The 25,740-nt window shown below is 31.2% G+C and carries 28 protein-coding genes; 4 read left to right on the plus strand and 24 right to left on the minus strand.

The features are described 5' to 3' along the window. Nucleotides 1-87: 87 nt before the first annotated feature. Both BUE22_RS13180 and BUE22_RS13185 read left to right on the plus strand, forming a co-directional pair. The gene (locus BUE22_RS13180) at nucleotides 88-1,359 is read left to right on the plus strand and encodes an acyltransferase family protein (protein WP_073395411.1); all 1,272 of its coding nucleotides are present in this window, start codon (nucleotides 88-90) and stop codon (nucleotides 1,357-1,359) included. A 217-nt stretch (nucleotides 1,360-1,576) separates the two neighbouring features. After that, nucleotides 1,577-1,996 carry a nucleoside-diphosphate kinase gene (locus BUE22_RS13185; protein ID WP_031456090.1) on the plus strand — a complete coding sequence of 140 codons (420 nt, stop codon included), beginning with the start codon at nucleotides 1,577-1,579 and terminating at the stop codon, nucleotides 1,994-1,996. A 127-nt stretch (nucleotides 1,997-2,123) separates the two neighbouring features. Here the strand turns inward: BUE22_RS13185 and BUE22_RS13190 are convergent, their stop codons facing one another. The 13 genes from BUE22_RS13190 to BUE22_RS13255 all read right to left on the minus strand — a co-directional run bounded on the left by BUE22_RS13190 (nucleotide 2,124) and on the right by BUE22_RS13255 (nucleotide 12,605). Beyond that, complete coding sequence (locus BUE22_RS13190; protein WP_042565220.1) at nucleotides 2,124-2,420, minus strand: DciA family protein; 297 nt, start codon at nucleotides 2,418-2,420, stop codon at nucleotides 2,124-2,126. Next, entirely contained in the window at nucleotides 2,401-2,841 is a 441-nt protein-coding gene (locus BUE22_RS13195; RefSeq protein ID WP_073395412.1) for a hypothetical protein, read from the minus strand. The genes BUE22_RS13190 and BUE22_RS13195 overlap by 20 nt, the downstream gene beginning before the upstream one ends. 497 nt (nucleotides 2,842-3,338) lie before the next feature. Continuing rightward, nucleotides 3,339-4,292, minus strand: a complete 954-nt coding sequence (gene ftsY, locus BUE22_RS13205) for a signal recognition particle-docking protein FtsY (protein WP_073395413.1) — start codon at nucleotides 4,290-4,292, stop codon at nucleotides 3,339-3,341. Between the two features lie 265 nt (nucleotides 4,293-4,557). Beyond that, nucleotides 4,558-4,710 (minus strand): DUF4295 domain-containing protein, encoded by a 153-nt coding sequence (locus tag BUE22_RS13210; RefSeq protein WP_007805819.1) that lies wholly within the window; start codon nucleotides 4,708-4,710, stop codon nucleotides 4,558-4,560. 77 nt (nucleotides 4,711-4,787) lie between these two features. Then, nucleotides 4,788-4,970, minus strand: a complete 183-nt coding sequence (gene rpmG / locus BUE22_RS13215; RefSeq protein WP_008253902.1) for a 50S ribosomal protein L33 — start codon at nucleotides 4,968-4,970, stop codon at nucleotides 4,788-4,790. A gap of 27 nt (nucleotides 4,971-4,997) precedes the next feature. Continuing rightward, nucleotides 4,998-5,234, minus strand: a complete 237-nt coding sequence (gene rpmB / locus BUE22_RS13220; RefSeq protein ID WP_008468080.1) for a 50S ribosomal protein L28 — start codon at nucleotides 5,232-5,234, stop codon at nucleotides 4,998-5,000. Nucleotides 5,235-5,305: 71 nt separating this feature from the next. After that, nucleotides 5,306-6,559, minus strand: a complete 1,254-nt coding sequence (locus BUE22_RS13225; RefSeq protein ID WP_073395414.1) for a CinA family nicotinamide mononucleotide deamidase-related protein — start codon at nucleotides 6,557-6,559, stop codon at nucleotides 5,306-5,308. A 222-nt stretch (nucleotides 6,560-6,781) separates the two neighbouring features. Next, complete coding sequence (locus BUE22_RS13230; RefSeq protein WP_042565215.1) at nucleotides 6,782-7,126, minus strand: Hpt domain-containing protein; 345 nt, start codon at nucleotides 7,124-7,126, stop codon at nucleotides 6,782-6,784. Next, nucleotides 7,126-7,737 carry a fumarylacetoacetate hydrolase family protein gene (locus BUE22_RS13235; protein WP_073395415.1) on the minus strand — a complete coding sequence of 204 codons (612 nt, stop codon included), beginning with the start codon at nucleotides 7,735-7,737 and terminating at the stop codon, nucleotides 7,126-7,128. Before BUE22_RS13235 ends, BUE22_RS13230 begins: the two co-directional genes overlap by 1 nt. A gap of 92 nt (nucleotides 7,738-7,829) precedes the next feature. Further along, on the minus strand, nucleotides 7,830-8,600 hold the full coding sequence (locus BUE22_RS13240) for a 3'-5' exonuclease (RefSeq protein WP_073395416.1): 771 nt from the start codon (nucleotides 8,598-8,600) through the stop codon (nucleotides 7,830-7,832). A gap of 165 nt (nucleotides 8,601-8,765) precedes the next feature. Further along, nucleotides 8,766-10,145 (minus strand): dihydrolipoamide acetyltransferase family protein, encoded by a 1,380-nt coding sequence (locus BUE22_RS13245; protein ID WP_073395417.1) that lies wholly within the window; start codon nucleotides 10,143-10,145, stop codon nucleotides 8,766-8,768. An 84-nt stretch (nucleotides 10,146-10,229) separates the two neighbouring features. Beyond that, nucleotides 10,230-11,393, minus strand: a complete 1,164-nt coding sequence (locus tag BUE22_RS13250) for a glycosyltransferase family 2 protein (protein WP_073395418.1) — start codon at nucleotides 11,391-11,393, stop codon at nucleotides 10,230-10,232. 30 nt (nucleotides 11,394-11,423) lie between these two features. Then, nucleotides 11,424-12,605, minus strand: coding sequence for a BamA/TamA family outer membrane protein (locus BUE22_RS13255; RefSeq protein ID WP_073395419.1), 1,182 nt, complete (start codon nucleotides 12,603-12,605; stop codon nucleotides 11,424-11,426). A 142-nt stretch (nucleotides 12,606-12,747) separates the two neighbouring features. Between BUE22_RS13255 and BUE22_RS13260 the strand changes: the two genes are divergently transcribed. After that, nucleotides 12,748-13,320, plus strand: coding sequence for a hypothetical protein (locus BUE22_RS13260; protein WP_073395420.1), 573 nt, complete (start codon nucleotides 12,748-12,750; stop codon nucleotides 13,318-13,320). A gap of 55 nt (nucleotides 13,321-13,375) precedes the next feature. Here the strand turns inward: BUE22_RS13260 and BUE22_RS13265 are convergent, their stop codons facing one another. Continuing rightward, the gene (locus BUE22_RS13265) at nucleotides 13,376-14,566 is read right to left on the minus strand and encodes a DUF5009 domain-containing protein (protein ID WP_073395421.1); all 1,191 of its coding nucleotides are present in this window, start codon (nucleotides 14,564-14,566) and stop codon (nucleotides 13,376-13,378) included. A 148-nt stretch (nucleotides 14,567-14,714) separates the two neighbouring features. Here BUE22_RS13265 and BUE22_RS13270 point away from each other — a divergent pair, with 148 nt between their 5' ends. Next, on the plus strand, nucleotides 14,715-15,452 hold the full coding sequence (locus BUE22_RS13270) for a tyrosine-protein phosphatase (RefSeq protein WP_073395422.1): 738 nt from the start codon (nucleotides 14,715-14,717) through the stop codon (nucleotides 15,450-15,452). A gap of 89 nt (nucleotides 15,453-15,541) precedes the next feature. Here BUE22_RS13270 and BUE22_RS13275 read toward each other — a convergent pair whose 3' ends face one another. From BUE22_RS13275 to BUE22_RS13320, 10 genes are all read right to left on the minus strand, one after another. Beyond that, on the minus strand, nucleotides 15,542-17,917 hold the full coding sequence (locus tag BUE22_RS13275) for a GumC family protein (protein ID WP_073395423.1): 2,376 nt from the start codon (nucleotides 17,915-17,917) through the stop codon (nucleotides 15,542-15,544). A 13-nt stretch (nucleotides 17,918-17,930) separates the two neighbouring features. Continuing rightward, nucleotides 17,931-18,722: a polysaccharide biosynthesis/export family protein gene (locus BUE22_RS13280; protein WP_073395424.1), complete on the minus strand. Its 792-nt coding sequence runs from the start codon at nucleotides 18,720-18,722 to the stop codon at nucleotides 17,931-17,933. A 78-nt stretch (nucleotides 18,723-18,800) separates the two neighbouring features. Continuing rightward, on the minus strand, nucleotides 18,801-20,219 hold the full coding sequence (locus tag BUE22_RS13285) for an undecaprenyl-phosphate glucose phosphotransferase (RefSeq protein ID WP_073395425.1): 1,419 nt from the start codon (nucleotides 20,217-20,219) through the stop codon (nucleotides 18,801-18,803). Between the two features lie 24 nt (nucleotides 20,220-20,243). After that, complete coding sequence (locus BUE22_RS13290; RefSeq protein WP_073395426.1) at nucleotides 20,244-20,987, minus strand: glycosyltransferase family 2 protein; 744 nt, start codon at nucleotides 20,985-20,987, stop codon at nucleotides 20,244-20,246. 14 nt (nucleotides 20,988-21,001) lie between these two features. Further along, complete coding sequence (locus BUE22_RS13295; protein WP_073395427.1) at nucleotides 21,002-21,841, minus strand: glycosyltransferase family 2 protein; 840 nt, start codon at nucleotides 21,839-21,841, stop codon at nucleotides 21,002-21,004. Between the two features lies 1 nt (nucleotide 21,842). After that, entirely contained in the window at nucleotides 21,843-22,400 is a 558-nt protein-coding gene (locus BUE22_RS13300; RefSeq protein ID WP_073395428.1) for an LbetaH domain-containing protein, read from the minus strand. Continuing rightward, on the minus strand, nucleotides 22,387-22,932 hold the full coding sequence (locus BUE22_RS13305; protein WP_073395429.1) for an LbetaH domain-containing protein: 546 nt from the start codon (nucleotides 22,930-22,932) through the stop codon (nucleotides 22,387-22,389). The genes BUE22_RS13300 and BUE22_RS13305 overlap by 14 nt, the downstream gene beginning before the upstream one ends. Further along, nucleotides 22,932-24,113, minus strand: coding sequence for a glycosyltransferase (locus BUE22_RS13310; protein WP_073395430.1), 1,182 nt, complete (start codon nucleotides 24,111-24,113; stop codon nucleotides 22,932-22,934). Before BUE22_RS13310 ends, BUE22_RS13305 begins: the two co-directional genes overlap by 1 nt. A 16-nt stretch (nucleotides 24,114-24,129) precedes the next feature. Continuing rightward, complete coding sequence (locus tag BUE22_RS13315) at nucleotides 24,130-24,960, minus strand: glycosyltransferase family 2 protein (RefSeq protein ID WP_073395431.1); 831 nt, start codon at nucleotides 24,958-24,960, stop codon at nucleotides 24,130-24,132. Nucleotides 24,961-24,975: 15 nt separating this feature from the next. Continuing rightward, entirely contained in the window at nucleotides 24,976-25,578 is a 603-nt protein-coding gene (locus BUE22_RS13320) for an acyltransferase (RefSeq protein ID WP_073395432.1), read from the minus strand. Nucleotides 25,579-25,740 lie beyond the last annotated feature (162 nt).

Consider the following 25,740-nt stretch of genomic DNA (forward strand, 5'->3'; position numbering starts at 1 on the left):
AATAAATAACCGCCTCTTCTGAAATTATTGCCTCTCTAAACCAAATAGTAACCTTTAAAACAAAAACTAACCTATTACCAAAAAACTATGACCAGAGAGCGCTTGATTTCATTGGATGTCTTCAGAGGATTAACTATTTTATTAATGACTATTGTAAACAACCCCGGCGATTGGGGCAATGTTTATCCGCCACTTTTACACGCCGAATGGCACGGCTGCACCCTAACCGATTTGGTGTTTCCTTTCTTTGTTTTTATTATGGGAGTTGCAGTTCCGCTTGCAATGCCAGATAAAATCTACGACCAAACAACTTTCAATAAAATTTTGGTTCGTTCCTTACGAATGTTCTGTTTAGGGATATTTTTTAACTTTTTCGGCAAAATACAATTATTGGGTCTGGAAGGAATTCCACTTCTTATTGGTCGTTTAGCAATCACAATTGCAGTTGGTTACGCCTTAATGGGAAGTTTTAATTCTAAAGTCAAAAATATTCTGGCTTTTTCTATTCTATTTATATACTTATTTTTAGCCTATAGCGGAATTGAAGCGTATCACGACGTACGTCTTCCGGGAGTTTTACAACGAATTGCCATTGTGTATTTTGTAGTTTCACTGTTGTATTTAAAAACCTCTCAAAAAACACAAATTATAACAGGAGCTGTTTTATTATTGGGTTATTGGGCGTTAATGACGTTAATTCCTGTTCCGGGAGTTGGTTTTGCCAATCTGGAGAAAGGAACTAATTTAGCAGCATGGCTTGATAGCGTTTTATTAAAAGGCCATATGTACCGAGGAACCGTAACCTGGGACCCGGAAGGAATTCTAAGTACAATCCCTTCAATTGTAAACGGAATTATAGGTTTACTAATTGGCCAAATATTAATGCGTGAAATATCTAAAACGCAAAAAGCCACAAAAATAGCCATTGCCGGTATAGCACTTATTATTGCTGGTTTACTTTGGAATATTGTTTTTCCAATCAACAAATCAATCTGGACAAGCAGTTACGTTTTATATACCACAGGATTAGCAGCCACATTTCTATCAATCTTATATTATGTAATTGATATCGCTGATTATAAAAAAGGATTTAAACCATTTTTAATTTGGGGCGTAAATCCTATGATTGTATTTTTTACTTCTCAAATTATTCCACAGGCTTTAGTAATGATAGAATTCCAAAATCCGCATAATCCTGAAGAAAAAATCAATCTTTTAAGTTATCTGTATGGTTTCGGAATTGCTCCATTCTTCAGTAATCCAATGACAGCTTCTTTGGCAGGCGCATTGGTTTACGTTTGCATCTGGACATTCATTTTATGGATATTCTACAAAAATAAACTGATTTTCAAAGTCTAATTATTTCTTTTCACCATATAAGTTATATAAGTTCATTTTAGTAATGCTGCATATTTTTTAGATCTACAATCTATACGCAAGTAATTAAATGAACTTATATAACTTATATGGTTTAAAAAAATTACTCAAAACATCATTCTGTAGTGTTTTAATTATGAATTTATTAAAATCAATTCATAAAAAAGTCTATTTTTGCACAAAATTTAAAAACACAAAAATGGCAACAAATAGAACTTTTACAATGATTAAGCCAGATGCTGTAGCAAATGGACACATCGGGAATATCTTAGCAATGATTACAAACGGAGGTTTCAAAATCGTTTCATTAAAATTAACTCAATTAACTGTAGCTGATGCTAAAGCATTTTACGCAGTTCACGCAGAAAGACCTTTCTACGGAGAATTAGTTGAATTCATGTCACGCGGACCAATTGTTGCTGCAATTTTAGAAAAAGACAACGCTGTAGAAGATTTCAGAACTTTAATTGGAGCTACAAATCCAGCTGAAGCTGCTGAAGGAACTATTCGTAAAGCATACGCAACTTCTATCGGAGAAAATGCAGTTCACGGTTCTGATAGCGACGAAAACGCTGCTATCGAAGGTGCATTTCACTTTGCTGGAAGAGAGCAGTTCTAAATTTAGATTTCTAAATTTAGATTTTAGATTAAAATAAAAAATCCCGTTTCAAATTGAAACGGGATTTTTCTTTATAAGCTATTTACAAAGTTCAGCCAATCTAAAATCTGAACTCTAAAATCTAAAATTATCTAAGAACAACCTCTTTAACAACCTCTCGCCCTAATTCCTCATTAATCATTTTAACGATTTTCGATTTTCCGTGACTCAATTCTTCTCTTAAAACTGCCGATCCAAGTTCAACATACAAAGTACTTCCCTTTAAAACTACATTTTTTGTATATGTGTTTACACCATTCCCCATCAATTGTCTCCAGGCTTCTTTTACATCAATCTGATCCATTCCGGGCTGTAATTTATTCACCTGGATAATCTGTTGCAAAACAGCCCCAATCGTACTTTCGTTATTTAGTCTTTTTGCCATCGTTTAAAATATTTATTGGTCCTGCTTTTTTATAATGATATTCTTTATCCTGATCATTCTTTACCACAAAAGTTTCATCAGAAATTGAAATTAATTCCTCGCTCCACTTTGCATAATCCGTTTTATAATCCAAAAAAGTTCCTTTATCTGTAAATCTAACCGAAACGTTTTCAAATGTATCCGTTGTTAAAAAAGTTCCGTCAAGCTGTGCCATCACTTTCGTTCGGGTCCCTTTATTTCCTTTCATCTGAAAAAAATCAAAGTTCTCATTCATTCCATATGCCTTTTCTTCGCCTTTATCAAAAACCACTTTTTCGATTTCCCAGTAACCATTTAGTTTTGCAATATCCGCAGGTTTAATTTCTTGCTTACAGCTTACAAACAAAAGCGACAAAACCAAAACCATAAAAGTGTTTTTCATATCTATATATTAAAAATTCAATATTTTGTTAATCTAGTAATCAGAAGAATAAGGAGCTATTTCCTGCTGTCCGCTATATCTTTTCCCGGCTAAAGAAGCCAGAAAAAGGATGCCGCTCCCATCAGGGCTAGGACTCTCGTTTTCAAAAGAAATTTAGTGAACCACAAAGTTAACTTTATATCATTTCAAAAGAAATTAAAATGCATAAAAACAAAAATAAGATTGCAGCAAATTATCAACATTTTCAGAATTTGAAAATAGAATTTGATGAAATCTTATAGAAAGTGTGTGATTGGAAATTATCGTTTAGTACGTAATCTTTTCAGTATTCCCATAAAAAATAAAATCAAACCTAAAACCAATAAAACATAGTAAAAAGACAGGCTTTTGTCTCGCAAAACGTTTGCTAAAACAAAACAAATAACGCTTCCAAAATAAAAAGTAAGAGGCGTTATATTTTTTAAAGAAGAAAAACTCATTGAATTATCTGAAAAATATTATTTGAAAAAACTATCTACAAATTCGTATTTATTAAAGACCTGTAAATCCTCAATTCCTTCACCAACACCAATATATTTTACAGGAATTTGAAACTGATCTGAAATACCAATAACAACACCGCCTTTTGCAGTTCCGTCCAGCTTAGTTACAGCTAGAGAAGTTACTTCTGTCGCAGCTGTAAATTGTTTTGCTTGTTCAAAGGCATTCTGACCTGTAGAACCATCCAAAACCAAAAGCACATCGTGAGGCGCATCAGCAACAACCTTTTGCATTACGCGTTTTACTTTGGTTAACTCGTTCATCAAATTGATTTTATTATGTAACCTTCCGGCAGTATCAATAATAACAACATCTGCATATTGAGCAACTGCTGATTGCAATGTATCAAAAGCTACAGAAGCAGGATCGCTTCCCATATTTTGTCTTACAATTGGCACATCAACACGATCTGCCCAAACTTGCAATTGATCTATCGCAGCAGCACGAAAAGTATCTGCAGCACCTAAAACTACTTTATAACCCGCTTTTTTGAACTGATAAGCTAATTTACCAATAGTAGTTGTTTTACCAACTCCATTAACTCCCACAACCATTAAAACATATGGTTTTTTATCTTTCGGAATTTCAAATTCGGTTGCTTCGCCTCTATTGGTTTCAGATAATAACGCACCAATTTCCTCACGAAGAATCTGGTTTAATTCTTCTGTTCCTAAATATTTATCTTCGGCAACACGTTTTTCAATTCTTGAAATTATTTTTAAAGTTGTGTTTACACCAACATCAGATGCCACAAGAATTTCTTCAAGATCATCTAAAACATCGTCATCGACTTTAGATTTTCCGGCAACAGCTTTACTTAACTTTGAAAAAAAAGTAGTTTTTGATTTTTCAAGACTTTTGTCTAAAGTCTCTTTTTTATCAGTAGAGAATAATTTTTTAAAAAAACTCATTATTGTATATAGTATTAGATTGTTAGACTTTAGGATTATTAACGATCCAAAGCCTGAAAACTTAAAAAAGGCAATTTTGTTTTTAAACTAATTTAGATATTGTAAAATCTTTTATCTTAATAAAGTTAAGAATAAAAGATTGAAGTAAAATCATAATTTTTTGTTTAAAAAACCCAATTTGGGCTTCTCTAAATTTTAGACAAATATAAAAATAAAAAAGCTACTTTCGGAATGAAAGTAGCTTTTCTATATACTGTAATTGTTATTATTTCTTTTTCAAGAAAGTATCAACTTCTTCAGGAGCCATAATAGATTCTACGAATGTATATGCACCAGTTTTTGGAGATTTTACCATTTTGATGGCTTTTGATAATCTCTTAGAAGATGTTTGTAACGATGCTACGGTTTTCTTTGCCATGATTCAAATGTTATTTGAAGTTTCTTATAAAACTCGAAATGGCTAAACCATTTGAGATTTACAAAAATCTCTAATTATTACTTAATTTCTTTGTGAACAGTTACGCGTTTCAAGATTGGATTAAATTTTTTAATCTCTAATCTGTCCGGAGTATTTTTTTTGTTCTTAGTTGTAATGTATCTAGAAGTTCCTGGAACACCAGAAGTCTTGTGCTCAGTACATTCTAAAATTACCTGGATTCTATTACCTTTCTTTGCCATCTTGCTATATATTTATTTAGGAAAAGATTATTTGATAAATCCTTCTGACTGTGCTTTTTTCAAAACAGCAGTGATTCCATTTTTATTAATTGTTTTTATCGTAGATGCTGCTACTCTAAGAGTAATCCATCTATCTTCTTCTGGAAGATAAAAACGCTTTTTAACTAAGTTTACAGAAAATTTTCTCTTAGTTTTGTTCATAGCGTGAGAAACGTTATTTCCTACCATCGCTCTTTTACCTGTAAGGTCACAAACTCTTGACATTATACTTATCTTTTATCGTTATTCAAAATCAGGGTGCAAAGAAAAGAAAAATAAACCATTGTAGCAAAAATTTATTGCACATTTTTTAAAATTTCTTTCTGTAATATTTCTAAACTCTTAATCGAAGCTCTATCTATCACTTTTTCACGTGGTTGGCCAAAATTAAATTCTTCAACAATTATATCATCGGGGGTAGCTAAAGCGATAAAAACAGTTCCAATTTCAGCATCTGCATCACCTTTTGTCGGTCCGGCGTTCCCGGTTGTTGCAATTGCATAGTCTGTTTTAAGCATCTGTTTCACATTCAAAGCCATAGCCGATGCCACTTGTGCACTTACTACCGAAAATTCGTCTACTAAATCTTGCGAGATACCGAGAACATTAACCTTTGCCTCTGTCGCATATGAAACAATACTGCCTTTAAAATATTTTGAAGCTCCGGGAACTCCCGATAAAATCGAAGCAATTTTCCCTCCAGTAAAACTTTCAGCCGTTGAAATTGTTTTATTTTGCCTCGTTAAAATCTTTCCGACTACAGATTCTATGGTTTCATTTTCTTCGTAACCCACTATAATATCATGAATTATCGCATCTAAAGATTTTACATTAGATTCGATAGCTTCTTCTAATTCTTCTTTATTAGTTCCTCTCGCGGTTAAACGCAAACGCACTCTGCCCGGATTTGGCAAATAGGCTAATTTGATAAAATCAGGCAAGTTATTCTCCCAATGTTCAATACGTTCTGCAACTAAACTTTCACCTTGACCATACGTTAAAATGGTTTTATGTATGATATACGGTCGTTTGTATTCGCGAACAATTTTTGGAATTATTTCTTCTTCAACTAAATATTTCATTTCATACGGAACTCCCGGAAGCGAAATAAAGACTGTATCTTCTTTTTTCATCCACATTCCCGGTGCCGTACCCACTTTGTTATACAAAACGGTACATTTTGAAGGGACCAGAGCCTGATCTTTATTTAATTGCGAAATTGGCCTCTTATAAAAACCTTCAATTAGTTCTGTTACGTGAGCCAAAACTTCTGGGTTTACAACTAATTCATCATCAAAATATTCGCAGAATGTTTTTTTGGTAACATCATCTTTTGTTGGCCCTAATCCACCTGTAACAATAACAACATCGACTTTGTTTTGAAGTTGTGCGAAAGTATCTAAAATATGTTTTTTATCATCACTTATCGAAATCATTTCTCTGGTTTCGACTCCAATTCGATCAAGAGATTTTGCAATAAAACCAGAATTTGTATCCACAATCTGACCTATTAAGATTTCATCTCCAATTGTTATAATAGTTGCTTTCATACGAATAGAATATTTTACTTACTTCAAAAGTAAGTCATTTATTAAGAAGTAGGTCTTGTCGAAATGATGTGCGTGAGGGTAGAAACGGCATCCTTTTGTAACACAAGAGACGACACGTTAAACGAAAATTTTCCGAAACAAAAGATATAGTATCCTAAAAGTTTCGGGACGTCCCTATTTTTGACCTAAATTAAAAGGGCAAAAAATAGGGACACGCCTAAATTAAACATCAAAGTCTTTTTTGATTTCTTTGATAGCTTCTTTTACTTGTATTTTTATACTTTTAAAAGTTTCAACAATTTCTTTTTTCTTGCCTTCAGCTTTTGTCCAGGCTTCAACCTGAAGAATTTCTTCAAAAGCAACATTTAAACCCAACAAATCTAATGTTGGTTTAATCTTATGCGCATAAGCATAGGCATATTTATGATCCTTCTTTTTAATTCCTTCTTTGATTTGTTTTAGATCTTCAGGAACTTCGGTAACAAATAATTTAAGAATTTCGTTTACAAATTCGGGATCATTATCTGAAAGCGCATACACTTTCGAAAGGTTATATTTTAAAGCCATTATTTTACTTGTATTCTAAATAATTTTTTATCTTCTAAAAAGCCTTCTAAAACATCGTTTGGTTTAACTGCCGCAACACCTTCCGGTGTTCCTGTAAAAATGATATCGCCTATTTTTAATGTAAAGAATTGTGACACATATGAAATAAGCTCATCAATTTTCCAAAGCATATGACTTGTATTGCCTTTTTGAACTGTTTTTGCATTATTTGTCAGTTCAAAACTAAGATTTTCCATCGAAATAAAATCAGTTTTAGGCAAAAAATCTCCAATAATTGCAGAACCATCAAAGGCTTTTGCTTTTTCCCAAGGTAATCCTTTTTCTTTTAACTTAGCTTGTAAATCCCTGGCAGTAAAATCAATACCTACACTAATTTCATCATAATATTTGTGTGCAAACTTAGGCTCAATATATTTTCCTACTTTGTTAATTTTTACAATTATCTCAATTTCGTGATGAATTTCTTCAGAAAATTCAGGAATTACGAAAGGATACTGCTTTAACAAAACTGCTGAATCAGGCTTCATAAAGATCACTGGTTCTGCCGGTCTTTCGTTTTTTAATTCCGCTATATGATTGGCATAATTTCTACCGATACAGATTATTTTCATTTCTTTATAAGTTACTAAGGTTCTAAGTTGCTAAGATTCTAAGAAAATATGCAAAAAAACTCAGCATCTTAGAACCTTAGCAACTTAGAATCTTACTTCGTATTTAATCTTCTTAATTTAATTGCTGTCAGAACTTTTTTGGTATATAATGGAAAATCAGCATTTTGAATCCAGCTGAAATAACCTGGTTCTGTTTCTAAAACCTTATCTACTTTTGCTCCTTTGTGTTTTCCAAAGGTGAAAATTTCTTCTCCATCCTGATCAAAAGCAATCATTCCTGCAAAATCGGCAATTTTTTTACGAGTTGTAAATTCAGACAATACTTTCATATCGTTTTCCAACTCAGGATAGCGATCTAATTGTGCTTTTAAAATTTCATAGGTCGCCATTGTATCCGCTTCTGCTGAATGCGCATTTTCAAGACTTTTTCCACAATAAAACTTCAAGGCCGCACTTAAGGTACGTTCTTCCATTTTATGAAAAATAGTCTGCACATCTACCGAAACTTTGTTTTTCATATCAAAATCAACTCCCGCACGAAGTAACTCTTCTGCCAATAACGGAATATCAAAACGATCGGAGTTAAATCCACCCAAATCACTGTCTTTTATCATATTATGAACCTGTGGAGCTAATTCGGCAAAAGTAGGCTCATTCGCTATTTTTTCATCAGTAATACCGTGGACAGCTGTAGTTTGCGGCGGAATTGGAATGGTTGGATTCACTAACCATGTTTTACTTTCCTTGTTTCCGTTAGGAAAAACTTTAAATATTGAAATTTCTACTATTCGATCTTTCCCAATGTCAATACCTGTAGTTTCGAGGTCAAAAAAGCAAATTGGTTTGTTGAGTTTAAGTTCCATATTTAAATTTTATAAGTTTACAAATATAAATTTTAAAGACGAATTTTCCTTGTCTTTTTTATAAAGTTAAGCATTCTTGTTATTGATTAAATAAATAATAATAAAAGAAAACCCTTTCAACATTAAAAATGTTAAAAGGGCTAATTATTTATAAAATTATGATTTTTAAAAGTCTCTGTCTACATCAAAAGCTTCTAAATATTCAGCAACACGTTTTACAAAACTACCTCCTAAGGCACCATCTACAACTCTATGATCGTAAGAATGCGATAAGAACATTTTTTGGCGAATTCCGATAAAATCACCTTCAGGCGTTTCTATAACAGCTGGCACTTTACGAATTGCGCCCAAAGCTAAAATCCCTACTTGCGGCTGATTGATAATTGGCGTACCAAAAACACTACCAAAAGTTCCCACGTTTGTTACAGTATAAGTTCCGCCTTGTGTATCGTCTGGTTTTAGTTTTCCTGCTTTTGCACGGTTCCCTAAATCGTTAACTGCTTTTGCCATTCCAACAAGATTCAACTGATCGGCATTTTTAATAACCGGCACAATTAAATTTCCGTTTGGCAAAGCTGCAGCCATTCCTAAATTTATATTTTTCTTTTTGATAATATAATCACCATTAACAGAAATATTCATTCCCGGAAAATCTTTTAGCGCTTTTGCAACGGCTTCCATCATAATTGGCGTAAAAGTTAGCTTCTCGCCTTCTCTCTTTTCAAAAGCAGTTTTAACTTTATCTCTCCATTTTACAATGTTGGTAACATCAACTTCAATAAACGATTGTACGTGTGCAGAAGTTTGTACCGATGCTATCATATAACCCGAAATCAGTTTACGCATTCTGTCCATTTCGATGATTTCATCACCTCCGTTTACAGAAACCGGAACCGCCTGTTGGCTTTTTTGAATTGCTGTTTCAGCAACTTTTGGCGCAACCGGAGTTGTAGTATCAGTCACAGTATCAGTTTGAGCTTGAGTAGCAGTCTCAGTTTTTTCAACTGCAATTGGCTCAGCTTTTGGAGTTATAACGCCAGCTTTACGATCTTCTACATATTTTAAAATATCTTCTTTGGTAACTCTGCCATCTTTTCCTGAACCATTAATACCGTCTAATTCTGCAGTAGAAATACCTTCTTCTTTTGCAATATTTTTAACTAATGGAGAAAAGAATTTATCTGATCCCGAAAAATCCTGAGGGGCAGCAACAGTCTCCTGAGCTGTTTCAATTGTTTTTTCGATTTCAGTTACTTCTGCCGGAACCGCAACCTGTTCTTCAACTTTTGCTTGCGGAACATCTCCTTCTGTTTCAATAATTGCAATGGTTTGACCAACCTGAACTAAATCATCTTTGCCAAATAATTGTTCAACTAAAATTCCCGAAACCTCGCTTGGTACTTCGCTATCTACTTTATCAGTCGCGATTTCAAGTACTGCTTCATCAGTTTCAATTTTGTCTCCAACTTCTTTCAACCAGTTTGTAATAGTTGCTTCAGCTACACTTTCTCCCATTTTGGGAAGTTTTAATTCAAATCTTGCCATATTGTTAACCTCAAGGGTGATTTTGATTTTCAGATTGCGAAATTACTGAATATTTTAAATATAAATTATATTTAATATAATTTTTTACTCAATTTTTATAATTTGACCTCTATCATTTCTTGAATTACTTCCAATAACAAAATTTGCTCTTTTGGGCAAAATCTTAAAAGTAATGCTCTTATCTTTAAGAGTTTCTATGATTTTGATACATTTTTTGAACGAAACATAGTGATTATCCAAAATAATCTCAACTCTTTTACCTCTCGAAATCTGCGACGAATTTACCATTTTTTCTTTTTTGAAATCGAAAATAACGACTTTATTTTTCAGAATAAAAGTCAACTTTTCAGACAATTCTGTATTTAAAGAATATAAAAAATAGATATCTGGCAATTGTTTTACTTTCGGTTTTCCACGAAACATTTTAATGAATGAAAAAAACGTGATTCCAACTTTAATGAAAACAGAAAAAAATAAGGACTTTTTAAAATGTTTCTGATAAAAAAAAGTCATTGCTTCCTGAAAACGCTTCATATATTTTTCATCTTTTACAGTACTCTCTCCTTTATAATGTAAAACCGTAGTGTCATGAAAATAGAAATTTGTTTTTTTCATTTTCAAAGTACGATACGACAAATCAATATCATCAGCATACATAAAACAATCCTCGTCAAAACCTTTTAAATTAAGATATAAATCTCTTTCCATCAACATAAAGGCACCAACTAAAATCTCAACTTCCCCAGTTTCATTCTCATCCAAATGCTGAGCATAATATTGATTGAAAAGTTTTGATTTTGGAAAAATTTTATAGAGTCCAAAAAACTTGGTAAAAGCTACCCAGGGTGTTGGAATCCCGCGTTTACTTTCCGGCAGAAAATTTCCTGTTCCATCAATTAATTTACAGCCAATGATTCCGAGATTAGTTTGCCTTTCGGCGAAAGCCAAAATCTTTGTAAAAGTATCTTCTGCAACAACCGTATCAGGATTTAAAATGCATACGTATTTTCCTTTTGCCTCGTCAACCGCAATATTATTTCCTTTTGGAAAACCAAAATTTTCTTTGTTCTCAATCAGTTTTACGTCAGGAAATCGCTCTTGCATCATCAAACAACTATCGTCATCAGAATTATTATCTATTACAATAATTTCTGCATCAAGATTAGAAATCGCTTCCTGAACGCTTAAAACGCATTGTTCCAGAAAGTAACGCACATTATAATTAAGAATAATAACAGATAATTGCATGAATTTTTGATCAGTTGATTTTTTGGAAAGTTAGAAATTTTCAGCTAAACCCAATCGCAAAGACCAATCGTTTTTACTAACTCCAAAATCCAGAACCAAATTACTGTTATTTTGCTTGTTCCATTTAATACGAATTCCGGTTCCAACGGCAGGATTCCATTTGCTAAAATTATAAGTATCCAGTTTTGAAACAGAGGAAATATTGGTAAAAAATACTGCCCCAAAAAAACCGTTTTTAGTGATGTCGGTTCTATATTCTGTTTCAAAATAAATTAGTGCGTTACTTCGAAATCTGTTTCTGGTAAAACCTCTTCCGGTTTTACCGTCACGATCCCAGCCAATACTTGGTAAATCGAGATAATGTGGTTTCCCACCAAAAGTCGACCAATAAAAAACTCTGGAAGCTAAAACTCTGTGTTTGGTTTTATGGAATGAATAATATTTTCGGGCATCAAAATAAATAGATTTCCATTTTTCATCATTTACTCCGCTTGTATTCATCCTGTAATCTGCTTCTACATACAAACCTTGTTCAGGATTTACATTGTTTTCTCTAGAATCATACAATCCCTGAATCGCAACTCCAAAAGAATTTTCATCATCAAAATTTCCATCCATATATTTAAAATAATCTGTTTCTTCATCAATATATGATTCTTCAGAAATATTTTGGTAATTATCTAAAAGGAAACCTAAACCAAGCCTGAAATTTCCAATTATTTTTCGGGTTGCAAATTGATAAAAACGCCATTGCTGATAATCTAAAGTTGACATTTTTTCATCTGTATTATGTCCTCCTAAACCATACGTTGGCTGAGGATAAATCATATAACGATAATCTCCGATAAAATTCCAGTTATTATTTTTGGTATAAATATAAGACTGAATTGGAAATACATATTGTTTGGTAAAACTGAAATAGGGAGAAAAAGTAACCTGAGACATTTTTGTAGTTTCTCTGTCTCCAAGATAAAATGTTGTTAAAAAAGACACTACTAAACCAGCATTTTTATCTGAATCTATTGGAACGGGAAGCAGTGAAAATGCTACTTTTTTATCAGAATTCCTCGATATGGAATCATTTTTATCAAAAAGCTTATACAGAACATCCAAAATATCTTTTTTCTTATTTTCAATGGTATCGTTTTGTGAGTAACAAAATGATATGATCAAAAAGAAAAATACGGTAAATATAAATTTCAGACTTTTCATTCTGTAAGATTTTAAGAAACAACTTCTTACAAATTTAAAATTTAATTCAAAACAAAAAACTGATTTTATAAATAATAAAAAAAGGGAAACCAAAATAGTTTATAAAAAGTATATTTTTGATTTTAGATAAAAGGATTTTAACATGAAAAACAAAATAGTGGTTCTGGTCATTACAATTGCTTTTTTTAGCTCAGGTTTTGTTTTCTTAAAAAAACAAACCGATTCTGATAAAGATTTAATCAAAACCTCAACCTGGTATATTGCCGGACCTGCTATAGAAAATCAGGAAACAATTAATAGGATTCGTCAAAAAAAAGGAATCGTTAAGGTTACCACTAAAAATAATCCTGTTGGAGAAATAGAATTAAATGTCATGATTACGGCATCTGATTCAAATGACGGCGTTTCAACAAATTTATCTGACCGTTCAAAGTTTGTGATCATTACTTATAAATCATCTCATTTAATAAAAATTCAGGCTCGCGAAGGAAATCCGGAAGGAACTAACTGTTTACATGGTGGTTCTCACCCAAGAGTTGATTTAATGCCTTCGCCAAGCAGATTTACAACAACTAAAATTCTGTGGTCAGAATTTAAACAAGACGGATTGCCTGATGGAAAACTTTTAAACATACATAATCTTTGTAAGTTCAATTTTGTGAATTACAATCCTGTTTCCGGAGCATTTTTAGAAATCAAATCAGTTAAAATATAAATATTCTAAGTTTAGGTTCAAGTTTTACTTTGAGCCAACCTGAACTTAGAACTCTCTATAAGTGCAATTGAATTTTATACTTATTACAAATTTTCATTACCAATAACATAATTGTTGAAAATAGTAATGACCAAATTATTCCTGGAAGCCCTTCGCGAAAATAGTCCGGAATAATTTCAATTTTAAAAGCAAGATTGAAATAATAAATAATACCCGGCAAAATATAAATCAATAAAGGATTTGCAGCTGCCGGCATAAAAAAGTCACTCCATTCTGTTTGTTTTTTAATTTCCATTAACCAATACAAAAAGTAAAACAAAACGGTACAAATAGCTGCAGAGAACATCGTCCACGAAGGTGTTCCTTTTATTTTTGATATTCCGAAATATGGCCTTAAAAAATACCCTGTTACAAAAAATAAAATTGCAAAAAAGATAACCGGCCAATTGATTTTAAGTGGAATTTTTCGATCAAAAAACAATAAAGAAATAATTACGCCAGCAGTAACTAACGAAGCATGGGTTAAATGTCCTGCAATAAAATTAAGCCATGAATACTGTTGTAATATACTTCCTTCTATTAAATTGATCGAGTTTGCGGCAACACAAACTACTAAAAAGAAAATCATTGCCCATAATTTCCCGTTAACAAACCAATAATACACTACAGTGAAAAGATAAGCCCAACCGATTAAACCCAGAATTCCCCACCATTTTGGTGTCATACCAATTTCACCAGTGTCCTGAACATATAAAAAGTAAAGTATTATCAAAACTAATATTCCGCCATATAGCAATGTATTCTTGAGCCAAAGAGGAAAATCTTTGGAATATTTATTCCAAATAGGAATAGGCATTGAATATGCTAAAAGTGCCCAAAAAGCAGGTGTAATTATCATTTTTGAAGCGTCATAACCATATTCTGCATTCACCATAAAAACGCCAATTATAATTAAGGCCAATGCTCTTTTAAAAGTATGTGTCCAGATTGTTCGTGTACTATCTCTTTTTAACAGTCTCGCATTAAATGCAAACGGAACTGACATGCCAACAATAAATAAAAATGCAGGAAATACGAGATCTACAAAAGTCATAGCATCTGCATCTGCAGGCATGTGTTTCATCCATTGAGGAACATTCTTCACGCTTTCCAATTCATTTACAAAAATCATCACAAAAATCGTAATTCCTCTTAAAGCATCTATAGAAATTATTCTTTTGTTATATAAATTTTCCTTAATTTTCATAAAATACTTCATTTTTTATCAATGCAAAATATAACATAATTAGCAAAGGGCAAAAAATATGTTGTAACAACTTATATGTAGTATAATCTTAATAAATAAAAATCTTATAAGGGTAAGAAAATATCACTATTTATTTTACATTTGTAATATGTTATCATTTTTCAAGTCTAAACCATATTTAAAAGATCTTCTGTCTGAAGATTATGTTGATATCCATTCTCATTTATTACCAGGGATTGATGATGGCGCACGAACTATAATTGAAACCAAAAATCTTGTTAAATCGCTACAGGAAATTGGTATTTATCAATTTATAACTACTCCGCATATTAGCCACTATATCTGGAATAATTCTCCTGAGGCTATTATTGCAAATCATTCGGAAACCAAACTTTTATTGAATGATCTGGATGTTAAAATTCCATTTCATGCTGCTGCAGAATATTTTATGGACGATTGGTTTGAAAGTCATTTTAAATCGGAGAAGCTTCTTACTTTAAAAGATAATTATGTTTTGGTCGAAATGTCCTATATGAATGCTCCGGTACAACTATATAAAATTCTTTTTGACTTGCAGGTAGCTGGATATGTTCCTGTTTTAGCCCATCCGGAAAGGTATTTGTTTTATCATAAAAACCTGAATGAGTATGAAAAGCTAAAAAAGGCAGGGTGTTTATTTCAATTAAATTTACTAGCTTTAGTAGGTTATTATGGTGAAACAATTACCAAAGTTGCAGATCATCTTCTCAAAAAAGGAATGTACGATTTTACAGGTACAGATGTTCATCATAGTAAACATATAGCTTCATTCAATAAAAGAATAAGAGTAAACAACATAGCTAATTTAAAAGAAATAATATCTAACAATCAGTTCTTTAAATTTTAAAACATCAATATTTAAAATTTAAAACAGTTGTAAAACAAAAAAACGGTTCAACTTATTGAACCGTTTTTTTATATAATTGTTTTTTTCTACTAAGAAAAAAGTTTTTTGTGCCAAGATTTTTTTTCTTCTGTAGTACCATAGCCATAGCCATAACCATACCCTTTTGTAGAGTCAGTATCATTAAGAAGAATACACATATTTGGTAATTTGCCCTCTTTATAAAAAGTATTTGCAATAGAAAGCATACGTTTTTCTAAAACATTTGCGCGCATTACATATACAAATGTGTCAGCATTTTTAGCCACTAATAAAGTATCTGTAACCAAACTTACAGGAGCTGTATCAACAATAATATAGTCATATTCTTTTTTAAATTTTTCAAAAAGCTGATCTACTTTTTTGCTCATCAACAATTCAGCAGGATTTGGTGGAACTACACCTGAAGGAAGAATAAAGAAATTCTCGTAACCTGGGTGTTTTACAATATAATCCTCAATATTACTTTCACTAGATGATAAATAGTTCGTTAAACCTAAAGAAGAAACATCTATATATTCTGCAAATTTTGGATTCCTAATATCCATACCAACTAATAAAACCCTTCTGCCTGAGAGAGCAAATGTTGCAGCCAAATTAACAGATATAAATGTTTTACCTTCTGATGAAAAAGTAGACGTAACAAATAAAGTTTTAGCAGTTCCTTCTGGTACTTTATTAAGCATGAACTCCAAATTGGTTCTCACAATCCTGATAGCCTCCGCAGAACTGGTTCTGCTTTCAGATTTTATTAATTCACCAATGTCATTAGATGTTGGTATATCTCCAATAAATGGAATTTGTGTTTTTCCCTCTAAATCTAATTTACTTTTAATTTTTGTATCTAATAAATCATCTACATAAATAAATCCAAAAGGAATTAATAATCCCATTAATATTCCAGCTAGATATATTATTTTTTTCTTAGGACTTACAGGAAATTTTCCTGCTTTAGCCATATCTATAACGCGAGCATTTGGTTCTGTAGCCGCTAACGAAATAGCAGTTTCTTCCCTTTTTTGCAATAAATACAAGTATAACTCCTCCTTTACCTTTTGTTGTCTTGCAATGACTCTGAATTGACGTTCCTGAAATGGGATTTTACCAATTTTATTGTTTAAAAGATTTTCCTGACTCTGAATGTTCCTGTTTTGAATTTGTAAATTTGACTGCATACGTTTTAAACTCGCAGTCATGTTTGATTTTAAAGAGGAAATCTGCTGATCTAATTTTATTACTGACGGATTTTCGGTTGTTGCTGATTTTAAAATACGATTACGATCTAAAACTAGTTTATTATAAGAGCTAATCAATCCGCCAGTGTCGCCATTTTCAGTTATTAAATTAGTAGGTAATAAATCAGAATTAGTGCTTTTTTTCATATAATCCAGCAAAGATGAAACTACATTTAATTGAATTTCTGTTTCTACTCCTTTTTTGTCATATTCACTTGAGCCTTCTATAAATAATTTTGCTTCTGATTCAATATCGGTTAATCTATTTGTTTTTTTAAAACTTTCGACATCTTGTTCAACTCCGTCTAATTCTTTTGTTATCAAGGCCAGCCTACCTGCTATAAATTGAGAAGTGTTTTCAGAAATAAAATTTTTATCCTGAGCAGCATCCTGATTATAAATCTGAATCATATTGTCCAAAAAAACCTCAGCTCTTTTCTGTACAGGATCATTAATAGAAATATTTACTACACTACTTGTTTTACTAATAGGCTCGACATCAATTCTACTTTTATAGCTTTCGGCAACACTTTCAATCGGATTTAGTAAAATCTTTATGGATTTAATATGTACAGAGGTCTTAGCTACAATATTAATAGTTTTATCTATAACCATAAATCCTAAAGTAGTAGGGATTTTCTCTCCATAATTAAATACTTTTTTGGCTGCTAAAATTATGTTTTCATTATCTATTTCATTTGTTAATTCAAAAGTATTAGCTGTTAAGGAATTATAATTTAAAACTGTTTTAGCATCATTAAATAAATATGTTTTGCTGATAAAATTAACTCTTATAGGAGAATCTTGATATATATCCCGATCTACAACACTACCTTCTACTACTAAATTAATATTTAAATTTAATCTTTTTACAGTACTTTCAACAATAGTTCTGGATCTTAATATTTCGATTTCATTATCAACGTTATTAACAGATCCTACTCCAATTCCCAAATCTGAAAAAGCGGATAGTTCTGAAAGCATTCCTCCTTTTTTCTCATCTTTAACCAATATGGCGGTAGTAGCTTCATAAATTGGTGTCGAATAACGTAAATACAGAAAGGCAGCTATTAAACAGATCACTACACTTAATAAAAACCATCGCCAATGGATTATATATTTATCTAACTGTTCCCTAAGATTTACCTCTTCGATTTCATTATCTATCTCATTGTAAAAGTCCTGTGTATGCATTTTTTATTTAATTTTATTTAAAGATTAGAACAGAAAGTGATATTAAAATAGAAATAGCTGATATTATTACAGATGTATTAGGTCCTACAGCCGAAGCGTTCACTTTAGTCCTGTTTGGTTCTATATAAACCACATCATTTTGTGCTAAATAATAAAATGGAGAATTTATAAAATCAGCTTTTGTAATGTCTACTCTATTATACGATTTAATACCATTAGCTTCTCTAATTACCAAAATATTATCCCTCTTGCCATAAATAGTCATGTCTTTTGCCATACTTAAAGCTTCAATCAAAGTAACTCTTTCTGATGTAACGGTATAAGTTCCGGGAATATTGACTTCACCTTGCATGGAAATCTTAAAATTCATTATTCGCATATTGATAATTGGGTTTTTAATATAAACCCCTATTTTATCTTTTAAAAGCTGTAATGCTTCTGTGCGCGTTAAGCCTCCTATTTGTAATTTTCCTAAAACAGGAAATTCAATATTTCCATTTTTATCTACCAGGTATGACTGAATTAAAACCTGACTTGTAGCTGCTTGTAAATTTGAGTTGTTTTGCGTAGCAACAGTAGTCAAATTAAAAGGAAGTGCAATTTCAGGATCTTCAGCTGATACAATAATCATTAATAAATCATCCGGCTGAATTTTCACTTCATAAGAATTTGTATTTTGACCCGCTTTAATCGTATCAATATTTTGATAATAAACTATATCTTTTCGTGAAGCACAGGAAAAAAGCAAAAACACAAGTGATAAAAGGCATGTTGTTTTTATAAAAATTGATGGTTTATATTTCATTAGGGTTGTAATTTGACTTAACATATGTAAGATTAAAATATTGATTATAATTGTGACGCACTGTTTGTTTTAAAATTTTTAATAAGCATTTTCTTCTCCTTGAAATATATTGACAACTGTTTTTATTATAATTCTGATATCTAATAAAAGACTCCAATTTTCAATATACCAAATATCAAATTCTACTCTATTTTCCATATCAAGAACCTCTTTTGTCTCACCTCGAAAACCATTTACCTGAGCCCAACCAGTGATTCCAGGTTTTGCATACTGCCTAACCAAATAATTATTAATCAAGTCGGTATATTGTTTTGTATGATTTATCATATGAGGTCTTGGTCCTACGACAGACATATTTCCAAAGAAAACATTAAAAAACTGAGGAAGTTCATCGATGGATGTTTTACGCATAAAAGCCCCAAACTTAGTAATACGACTATCTCCTTTACCTGCTTGTTTTGAATCTGATAAATCATTAACACGCATACTCCTAAATTTTAAACATGCAAAAGCCTGATTATCTCTTCCTGAACGTTGCTGCTTAAAAAAAACTGGTCCTGGTGATTCTAATTTAATGATCAGTACTAAAATAGGAAATAACCACGGAAATATCAATAAAATTACGGCTAAAGAAAAACAAACATCAAATCCTTTTTTTAATATTCTGTTTACTGTAAATTCTAAAGGTTCTCGTCGAAATGTAAGTACAGGTGTATTATCGTGAAATAAAATTTCGACTTTACTTGATTTAGTATAGAGCTGAAAATCTGGAATAAATTTGATACGCACCATATTATGCTCGCAAATTCGTATCAAATTATTTATTACTGAAATATTATCAATATGCAATGCTACATACATTTCATCAACGTTTCTTGCTATAATAAATTCTTCAACATCATTAAAATCACCTACAATTGGCCCTGAAATAAAAGCAAACGGATCGACTTTCTCATCAAAAAAACCTAAAAAACGATATCCATACGTAAGATTCGTTGATAATGTCTTACGCATTCTTTCACCTGTATCATTCGCTCCTACAATAATATAACTTTTAAAATTATATCCTTGGGTTCTTATATACATTAAAAGCCTTATAGATAAATAGCGTGATATTATGATTAAAGAAAAGAAAAAGTAATAAAAATAAATCAAACACCATTTTGAAACATCTGTATAATTTAAAAAAACCACAAAGATTGTGATAAAAGCAGAGTGAATAGCTATTTTTTTAATTGTTCTCTTCAATATTGATTCTATAGGTTCTACCCTTACGATCCTAAAAGAATCATTATATAAAAGCAAAGTAATCCAAACTAAATTACTCAGTAAGGAAACTGTTTGAACCTGTGTTAAAAAAAGTTTATCAATACTACCAAAGCCAGCAACTCCGGATAACAGTATCGATATATTCAATAAGACTAAATCCCAAACTACAAATAAGAGCTTAAAATAACGAGAGAAATTGTGACCAGATAATTTATTTAAAGTTTTCATCTGTAAGAATCTGATATTTTTATATTATTTTAAATACTGTGTTAATGCTAGAATCTTTTTCTGAAAAACAGCTTTAAAAGCTGAAAGATTATGATATTTATAAATCCTATAATCTTCAGATAGAACATGAAATACTCTTTTATAGTCAGTACTTAATCCTCCCATTTTCATTTTTACCACATATTCATTCATATAAACAATATTTATTTTGTGTTTGAACAGGTATCGTAATAAAAATTCAGTATCAGAAGCTATTTTAAAATCTAAACTATAATAACCGTATTTCTCAATAATTGATTTCTTAATATAAACCGTTGGATGCAATGGTAACCAACCTGATTTTAATTTTTCGAAATTATATTGTCCACCAATTCTATTTCGAATTATTTTTTCTTCAGCATCATTTGTAACATAAATACCATCTCCATAAACGGCATCGGCATTAGAAGACATTAAAAATGTATTGACTATTTTGGAAACAACACTACTATCATAAAAGGTATCATCAGAATGCATTAACCCAATAATATCTCCGGTAGCTAATTTTAAACCTTTATTAATTGCGTCATACATTCCTTTATCGGGTTCAGAAATATAATGAGCGATTTTATCTGAGTAGGATTCAATAATAGACTGAGTACCATCTGATGAATTACCATCTATGATTATATACTCTATATTTGGATAATCCTGATCTAAAACACTGTTTATAGATTGCTTAATGGTTGCCTTTCGATTGTAGCAAACCGTAATTATAGAGACTTTCATAAGTTTTGTTCTCTTTAAAATAATTTTTGATTATTTTTTTGTTTGATGAGTTCGCTACTTTTTAAAACAATGAAATATTCATATATAGATTGTAAAGTAGCATAAGTAATACCAGCTGATCCGTCTAAAAATGCTCTTCTGATAATCACCATGTAGAACCATTTTATTAATGGACGGCCTGGCATCTTATAAAAAATGCCTTTTTGATGGTATCGTTTTTCCGTAAAGTCAGAACTAAACAAAGCTTTTTTTAAAGAAAAAGATGTTCCTTGTTCTAAATCCTTTACTCTTGTAAGGGCTTCCATATCCGCATAACTCAAATGGCGTTGAATCCAAAATTTAAAACCTTTACTAAAAGGATAATGATCTAAAAAACCTTCAACTTTGTCCACCACACCATCTGGTATTGAAACTGGATTTACTAGCCTTTCATAACGCATTTTATTCGGACGAAATAATCTCAGATAGAAAGGAGACATCTGTGAATATTTCAACCACTTTCCATTCCAAGCAAAATCTCTTCGTCTAATTTCATAAGCAACTACTTCAGAATTAGTATCTAATTTAAGGTTTTTAATTGCGGAATACAGAGAATCTGAAACCCTTTCGTCTGCATCAATATAAAGTACCCACGGATGTTTGAATTTTATATTTGCTAAACCCCAATTTTGATGCGCTGACCAATTATCAAAATTTCGCTGAGTAATCGTAGCTCCAGCATTTTCGGCAATTACAACAGTTTGATCATCGCTAAAAGAATCAAATACATGAATATCATCGCTCCAGGACACTGATGCCAAACAACCCGGTAAATCTTGTTCTTCGTTTTTAGTGAGTATAAGGATTGAAACCATTTTATGTTATATTTTTAAATTCTCTTTTTTTTATAAATCTGGCTGGATTTCCAGCTACAACGTCGAACTCTTCTGTATTTTTAAAAACAATTGATTTTGCCCCTATTACAGAAAACCTTCCTAACGTTACACCAGCAAGAATATAACTTCCTGTTGCTACCCAACATCCATCATTGATAATTATAGGTTTTGTTACCATATTAAAATCTGGAGATTCTATAGAATGGCTACCTGTAATTAAGTATACATCTTTACCAATACAACATTTTTCACCTATTTGTATTTTATTCAAACAATATATCCAAGAGTTGTCCCCTAAACTGGACTGATGCCCCATTGTCAAATTCCATGGCAATTCTATATTTGATTTTCTATTAATATTTACTGTTTCTGCTAATTGAGCTCCAAATAAACGTAATAGAATAATTCTTGGCTTTTTGATTTGATTAGGAAAAACTCTAAATATTGTTCTATTGATCAATCTCCAAAGATGAATTTTGATTTTTGTTTTCTTATCAAAAGGTGTTGTTTGTACAGGAATATAATCATTGATTGTCATAGATAATTCTTTTTTTAATAAATTTAGCAGGATTACCTCCGACTATCGTCCAATCATCGACATCTTTAAAAACAGCAGCTCTAGCCCCTACAATTGCCCCTTCACCAATTGTAACATTTGACATTATAAATGCTTCGGCTGCAATCCATGCAAAATCTTTTATAACAATTGTGCCTGAAACAAAAGGAGTATTTATTGATGTTGTTTCATGTGTAGCACTACATAAATATGTTCTTTGAGAAACAGTAACCTTGTTCCCTATAATAGTCTTTCCAAAATGCAACTTAACTTGTGGAGCTAATGCTGAATATGACCCCAATGTCAAATTTTTAGGAGATGGCAGCTCTATTGAAGCATGAATAACACAATGATTTCCAATTTTGGCTCCAAAAATTTTCAATAAAAAAATTCTCCAACCGTTGAAAATAGGTAAAGAAAAAGGTTTAAATAAAAACAATGATGTAATACGCCAAAGCAATCTATAAATCTTATCAGATTTAGGAATTGTATCGATATATTTAGGAATTTCCATTAAACGTTCTTTAAGGTTTGAATAAATTTATTTGCACAAGTTTCAATATCAAATTTATTTTTATACGTTTCAAAAGCCTTATATCCTTTCGCTGCAAAATCCTCTTCAGAATTCTTAATTATTTCTGAAAGATTATTTTCCAACTCCCTTTTCTCTTCCAGATTGACTATCCATCCTCCCCCGCCTTCATTAATCTCATTCCAGATGTTTACATTTTTTGTTATTAAAACCGGCTTTTTGCACGCCATAGCTTCAACAATAGCAATCCCAAAATTTTCCTGATGACTTGGTAATAAATAAGCTTCACAATTATAAAATGCGCCCCATTTTGCATTCCCGGTCAGCATTCCTGAAAAATGAATTTTTGGGTTATGTGAAGCTAACTTTATCATTTGCTGAGCATATTCAGAAGTCGTAGGTCCGGCAATAACTAAATCAGGTAAATCTTTATTTTTCTGAAACAATTCATTGTAAGCATTTATCAATAAATCAACCCCTTTTTTTTCGTGTATACGACTCAAAAAAAGCAAATATCTTTTATTCTTAATTTCCGGATAAATTTTATAAAAATCATCTCTCAAGATGTCTTTGTTTTCAGGAGGCATCTGAATACCATATCCAACATTAGAAACTTTTTTAGGTTTATAGCTTTTAAAAGTGGTAGCCGCTAATCGCATTTCTTCCTCACAAGTATAAAAAATGGCATCAGCCTGATTAATACACTTTTTTTCTATTAATGTCCAAACTAAGTTATTTCGCAAAGCCTTCCATTTTCTGTCTGTTGCTTTTTGGAAATAAGGATCTAACATACCATGAGGCATAATAATTACTTTTGGAATTTTTAGATTTTGTTTCTTCAGTAATTCTATTGTCTTGTATACTGCAAAATTATGATACTGCCAAAGGCCATGTACAATTATAGAATCATAATTTAAGATATTATTTTTTAACCATTTTAATAATTCCGGCTGATACTGATAAGATGTTTTTCCATTTCCTACCTTATAAATAGTAAAATTATCTGTAATAGAATAATGACTATTCTCATCATCCATACAAACTACTTCGGTTGTTATTCCTGCTTTTTGAAAATAAGGTATAGCATTACGAATCCCTTGGCAAGGCCCTCCATTACTTGGATGCATTGATGAAATGACACGAAGAATTTTTGTTGTATTCATGGCTTATTTTAATGAACTATATGTAACGATTTCCAAAAATTAATTTATTCAGCTTGTCCGGAATAATATTTATAAAATGCAAAAAAGCGAAATAGCATACAGCATTTATAAAACCAAAATATTTATTTCTATAATAAAATATAATTTTAGGATTTGCTCCCAAAGGGGAATATAATTTTTTGAATCGTTTGGAAATCGTAGTATTATTTTGCCTTACTCTGCAAATGTCATTTTTTTCACCGCTTGCAATAGCTACTCTTGTAGTAAAAACACCAATGCCATTATTTTGGGCACGCAATCCATAATCTACATCACCTAAATCATGATGATAATGAATATCTAAATTTCCTAAAACTTTATAAACTTCTTTAGGAACAATTACTACATTACCATTCATGTTTCTAACAGAATTTAACTGCCCATTTGGTTTAATTAGGTTCTTATTAGAATCATATCCTCCATATAAAATATTTTTTTTATCTGAAGTTTCAATTATTCCAGATATGATAGCTTTGTTTTCTGTCAATTCAGTACAGGAAAAAAGCTCATCAAAACAGTTTTCGTATATAATAATATCATCATTAAGCCATAAATAGAAATCATAATCTTTTTTAGATGCGTGTTCCCAAGCCAAATTCATTCCTTTATTCCAAAATAAATTCCCTGATCCGTTAATCAAATTTACCTGTGGAAATTCATTTAATACAGCTTTACTTGTCCCATCCGTTGAACCATCATCAACTAGATATACATCTAAATCACTTTTTAGTTTAAAAAGATGGGTTAAACAATTTATTGTTTTTTGTTTTCTGTTAAAACAGGTTAATAATACAGCTATTCTATTCATTGTAAGAAATAAATTTTATTGATATTTTTCATCTCTGACATCTCCAATTTTTTTTGCAGGATTACCAGCAACTATTGCAAAAGCCTCAACGTCTTTAGAAACAACTGAACCTGCACCAATTAAAGCACCTGTTCCTATTGTAACTCCTTTTAAGATAATAGCTCTGGCACCAATAAAAACATTGTCTTCTATTACTATTGGTAAAGACATTATTTTACTTTTATCATTTCGGAATTTTGGATTTATACCATGAGCATCACTATCTGTTATTAATACCCCACTACCTATTAAAACGTGGTTACCAATTGTTATTGCTGAGTCAGAGGAAATAGTAGCACCTGAAACACCAACATGGTTGCCAATTTGTATAATTGCATTGGGTTTACATGTTTTAATAATTACCTTTTGAAATACACCAATACTATTGTTTTTAGGATTACTGCATGCTATGAAATTCTTTCCTATAATTATTTCTGATTTATCAAACTTTTGAATCAAAGGCAAATCATGAAATCTCCATGATTTATCCCACTTCCCAATTTTGATTATACAGAATATAATATCACGAACTAAACGAAAAATATAAAAAGGAATTCTTATTATTTTTACTAAATACATTAACACTATTATTTTAATTTCAAAAAAATATAAAACTTTTTTATTATAATCTTCTTAACTCTATACAAAGTTAAATTATCGATTTTTGTTTTATTAAGGTGAAATTTGAAACTCGAAAAACAAAAAGACTCTATTAAGTTATTCTAACCTAGTTTTCGAATT

Origin of the sequence: Flavobacterium pectinovorum (assembly GCF_900142715.1) — a bacterium.
GTDB classification, from domain to species: Bacteria; Bacteroidota; Bacteroidia; order Flavobacteriales; family Flavobacteriaceae; genus Flavobacterium; species Flavobacterium pectinovorum.

Excerpts from the sequence above, each read along its gene's own strand:
- BUE22_RS13180 (WP_073395411.1), top strand. The coding sequence starts at position 88 with ATGACCAGAGAGCGCTTGATTTCATTGGATGTCTTCAGAGGATTAACT.
- BUE22_RS13185 (WP_031456090.1), top strand. The coding sequence starts at position 1,577 with ATGGCAACAAATAGAACTTTTACAATGATTAAGCCAGATGCTGTAGCA.
- BUE22_RS13190 (WP_042565220.1), bottom strand. The coding sequence starts at position 2,420 with ATGGCAAAAAGACTAAATAACGAAAGTACGATTGGGGCTGTTTTGCAA.
- BUE22_RS13195 (WP_073395412.1), bottom strand. The coding sequence starts at position 2,841 with ATGAAAAACACTTTTATGGTTTTGGTTTTGTCGCTTTTGTTTGTAAGC.
- ftsY (WP_073395413.1), bottom strand. The coding sequence starts at position 4,292 with ATGAGTTTTTTTAAAAAATTATTCTCTACTGATAAAAAAGAGACTTTA.
- BUE22_RS13210 (WP_007805819.1), bottom strand. The coding sequence starts at position 4,710 with ATGGCAAAGAAAACCGTAGCATCGTTACAAACATCTTCTAAGAGATTA.
- rpmG (WP_008253902.1), bottom strand. The coding sequence starts at position 4,970 with ATGGCAAAGAAAGGTAATAGAATCCAGGTAATTTTAGAATGTACTGAG.
- rpmB (WP_008468080.1), bottom strand. The coding sequence starts at position 5,234 with ATGTCAAGAGTTTGTGACCTTACAGGTAAAAGAGCGATGGTAGGAAAT.
- BUE22_RS13225 (WP_073395414.1), bottom strand. The coding sequence starts at position 6,559 with ATGAAAGCAACTATTATAACAATTGGAGATGAAATCTTAATAGGTCAG.
- BUE22_RS13230 (WP_042565215.1), bottom strand. The coding sequence starts at position 7,126 with ATGGCTTTAAAATATAACCTTTCGAAAGTGTATGCGCTTTCAGATAAT.
- BUE22_RS13235 (WP_073395415.1), bottom strand. The coding sequence starts at position 7,737 with ATGAAAATAATCTGTATCGGTAGAAATTATGCCAATCATATAGCGGAA.
- BUE22_RS13240 (WP_073395416.1), bottom strand. The coding sequence starts at position 8,600 with ATGGAACTTAAACTCAACAAACCAATTTGCTTTTTTGACCTCGAAACT.
- BUE22_RS13245 (WP_073395417.1), bottom strand. The coding sequence starts at position 10,145 with ATGGCAAGATTTGAATTAAAACTTCCCAAAATGGGAGAAAGTGTAGCT.
- BUE22_RS13250 (WP_073395418.1), bottom strand. The coding sequence starts at position 11,393 with ATGCAATTATCTGTTATTATTCTTAATTATAATGTGCGTTACTTTCTG.
- BUE22_RS13255 (WP_073395419.1), bottom strand. The coding sequence starts at position 12,605 with ATGAAAAGTCTGAAATTTATATTTACCGTATTTTTCTTTTTGATCATA.
- BUE22_RS13260 (WP_073395420.1), top strand. The coding sequence starts at position 12,748 with ATGAAAAACAAAATAGTGGTTCTGGTCATTACAATTGCTTTTTTTAGC.
- BUE22_RS13265 (WP_073395421.1), bottom strand. The coding sequence starts at position 14,566 with ATGAAAATTAAGGAAAATTTATATAACAAAAGAATAATTTCTATAGAT.
- BUE22_RS13270 (WP_073395422.1), top strand. The coding sequence starts at position 14,715 with ATGTTATCATTTTTCAAGTCTAAACCATATTTAAAAGATCTTCTGTCT.
- BUE22_RS13275 (WP_073395423.1), bottom strand. The coding sequence starts at position 17,917 with ATGCATACACAGGACTTTTACAATGAGATAGATAATGAAATCGAAGAG.
- BUE22_RS13280 (WP_073395424.1), bottom strand. The coding sequence starts at position 18,722 with ATGAAATATAAACCATCAATTTTTATAAAAACAACATGCCTTTTATCA.
- BUE22_RS13285 (WP_073395425.1), bottom strand. The coding sequence starts at position 20,219 with ATGAAAACTTTAAATAAATTATCTGGTCACAATTTCTCTCGTTATTTT.
- BUE22_RS13290 (WP_073395426.1), bottom strand. The coding sequence starts at position 20,987 with ATGAAAGTCTCTATAATTACGGTTTGCTACAATCGAAAGGCAACCATT.
- BUE22_RS13295 (WP_073395427.1), bottom strand. The coding sequence starts at position 21,841 with ATGGTTTCAATCCTTATACTCACTAAAAACGAAGAACAAGATTTACCG.
- BUE22_RS13300 (WP_073395428.1), bottom strand. The coding sequence starts at position 22,400 with ATGACAATCAATGATTATATTCCTGTACAAACAACACCTTTTGATAAG.
- BUE22_RS13305 (WP_073395429.1), bottom strand. The coding sequence starts at position 22,932 with ATGGAAATTCCTAAATATATCGATACAATTCCTAAATCTGATAAGATT.
- BUE22_RS13310 (WP_073395430.1), bottom strand. The coding sequence starts at position 24,113 with ATGAATACAACAAAAATTCTTCGTGTCATTTCATCAATGCATCCAAGT.
- BUE22_RS13315 (WP_073395431.1), bottom strand. The coding sequence starts at position 24,960 with ATGAATAGAATAGCTGTATTATTAACCTGTTTTAACAGAAAACAAAAA.
- BUE22_RS13320 (WP_073395432.1), bottom strand. The coding sequence starts at position 25,578 with ATGTATTTAGTAAAAATAATAAGAATTCCTTTTTATATTTTTCGTTTA.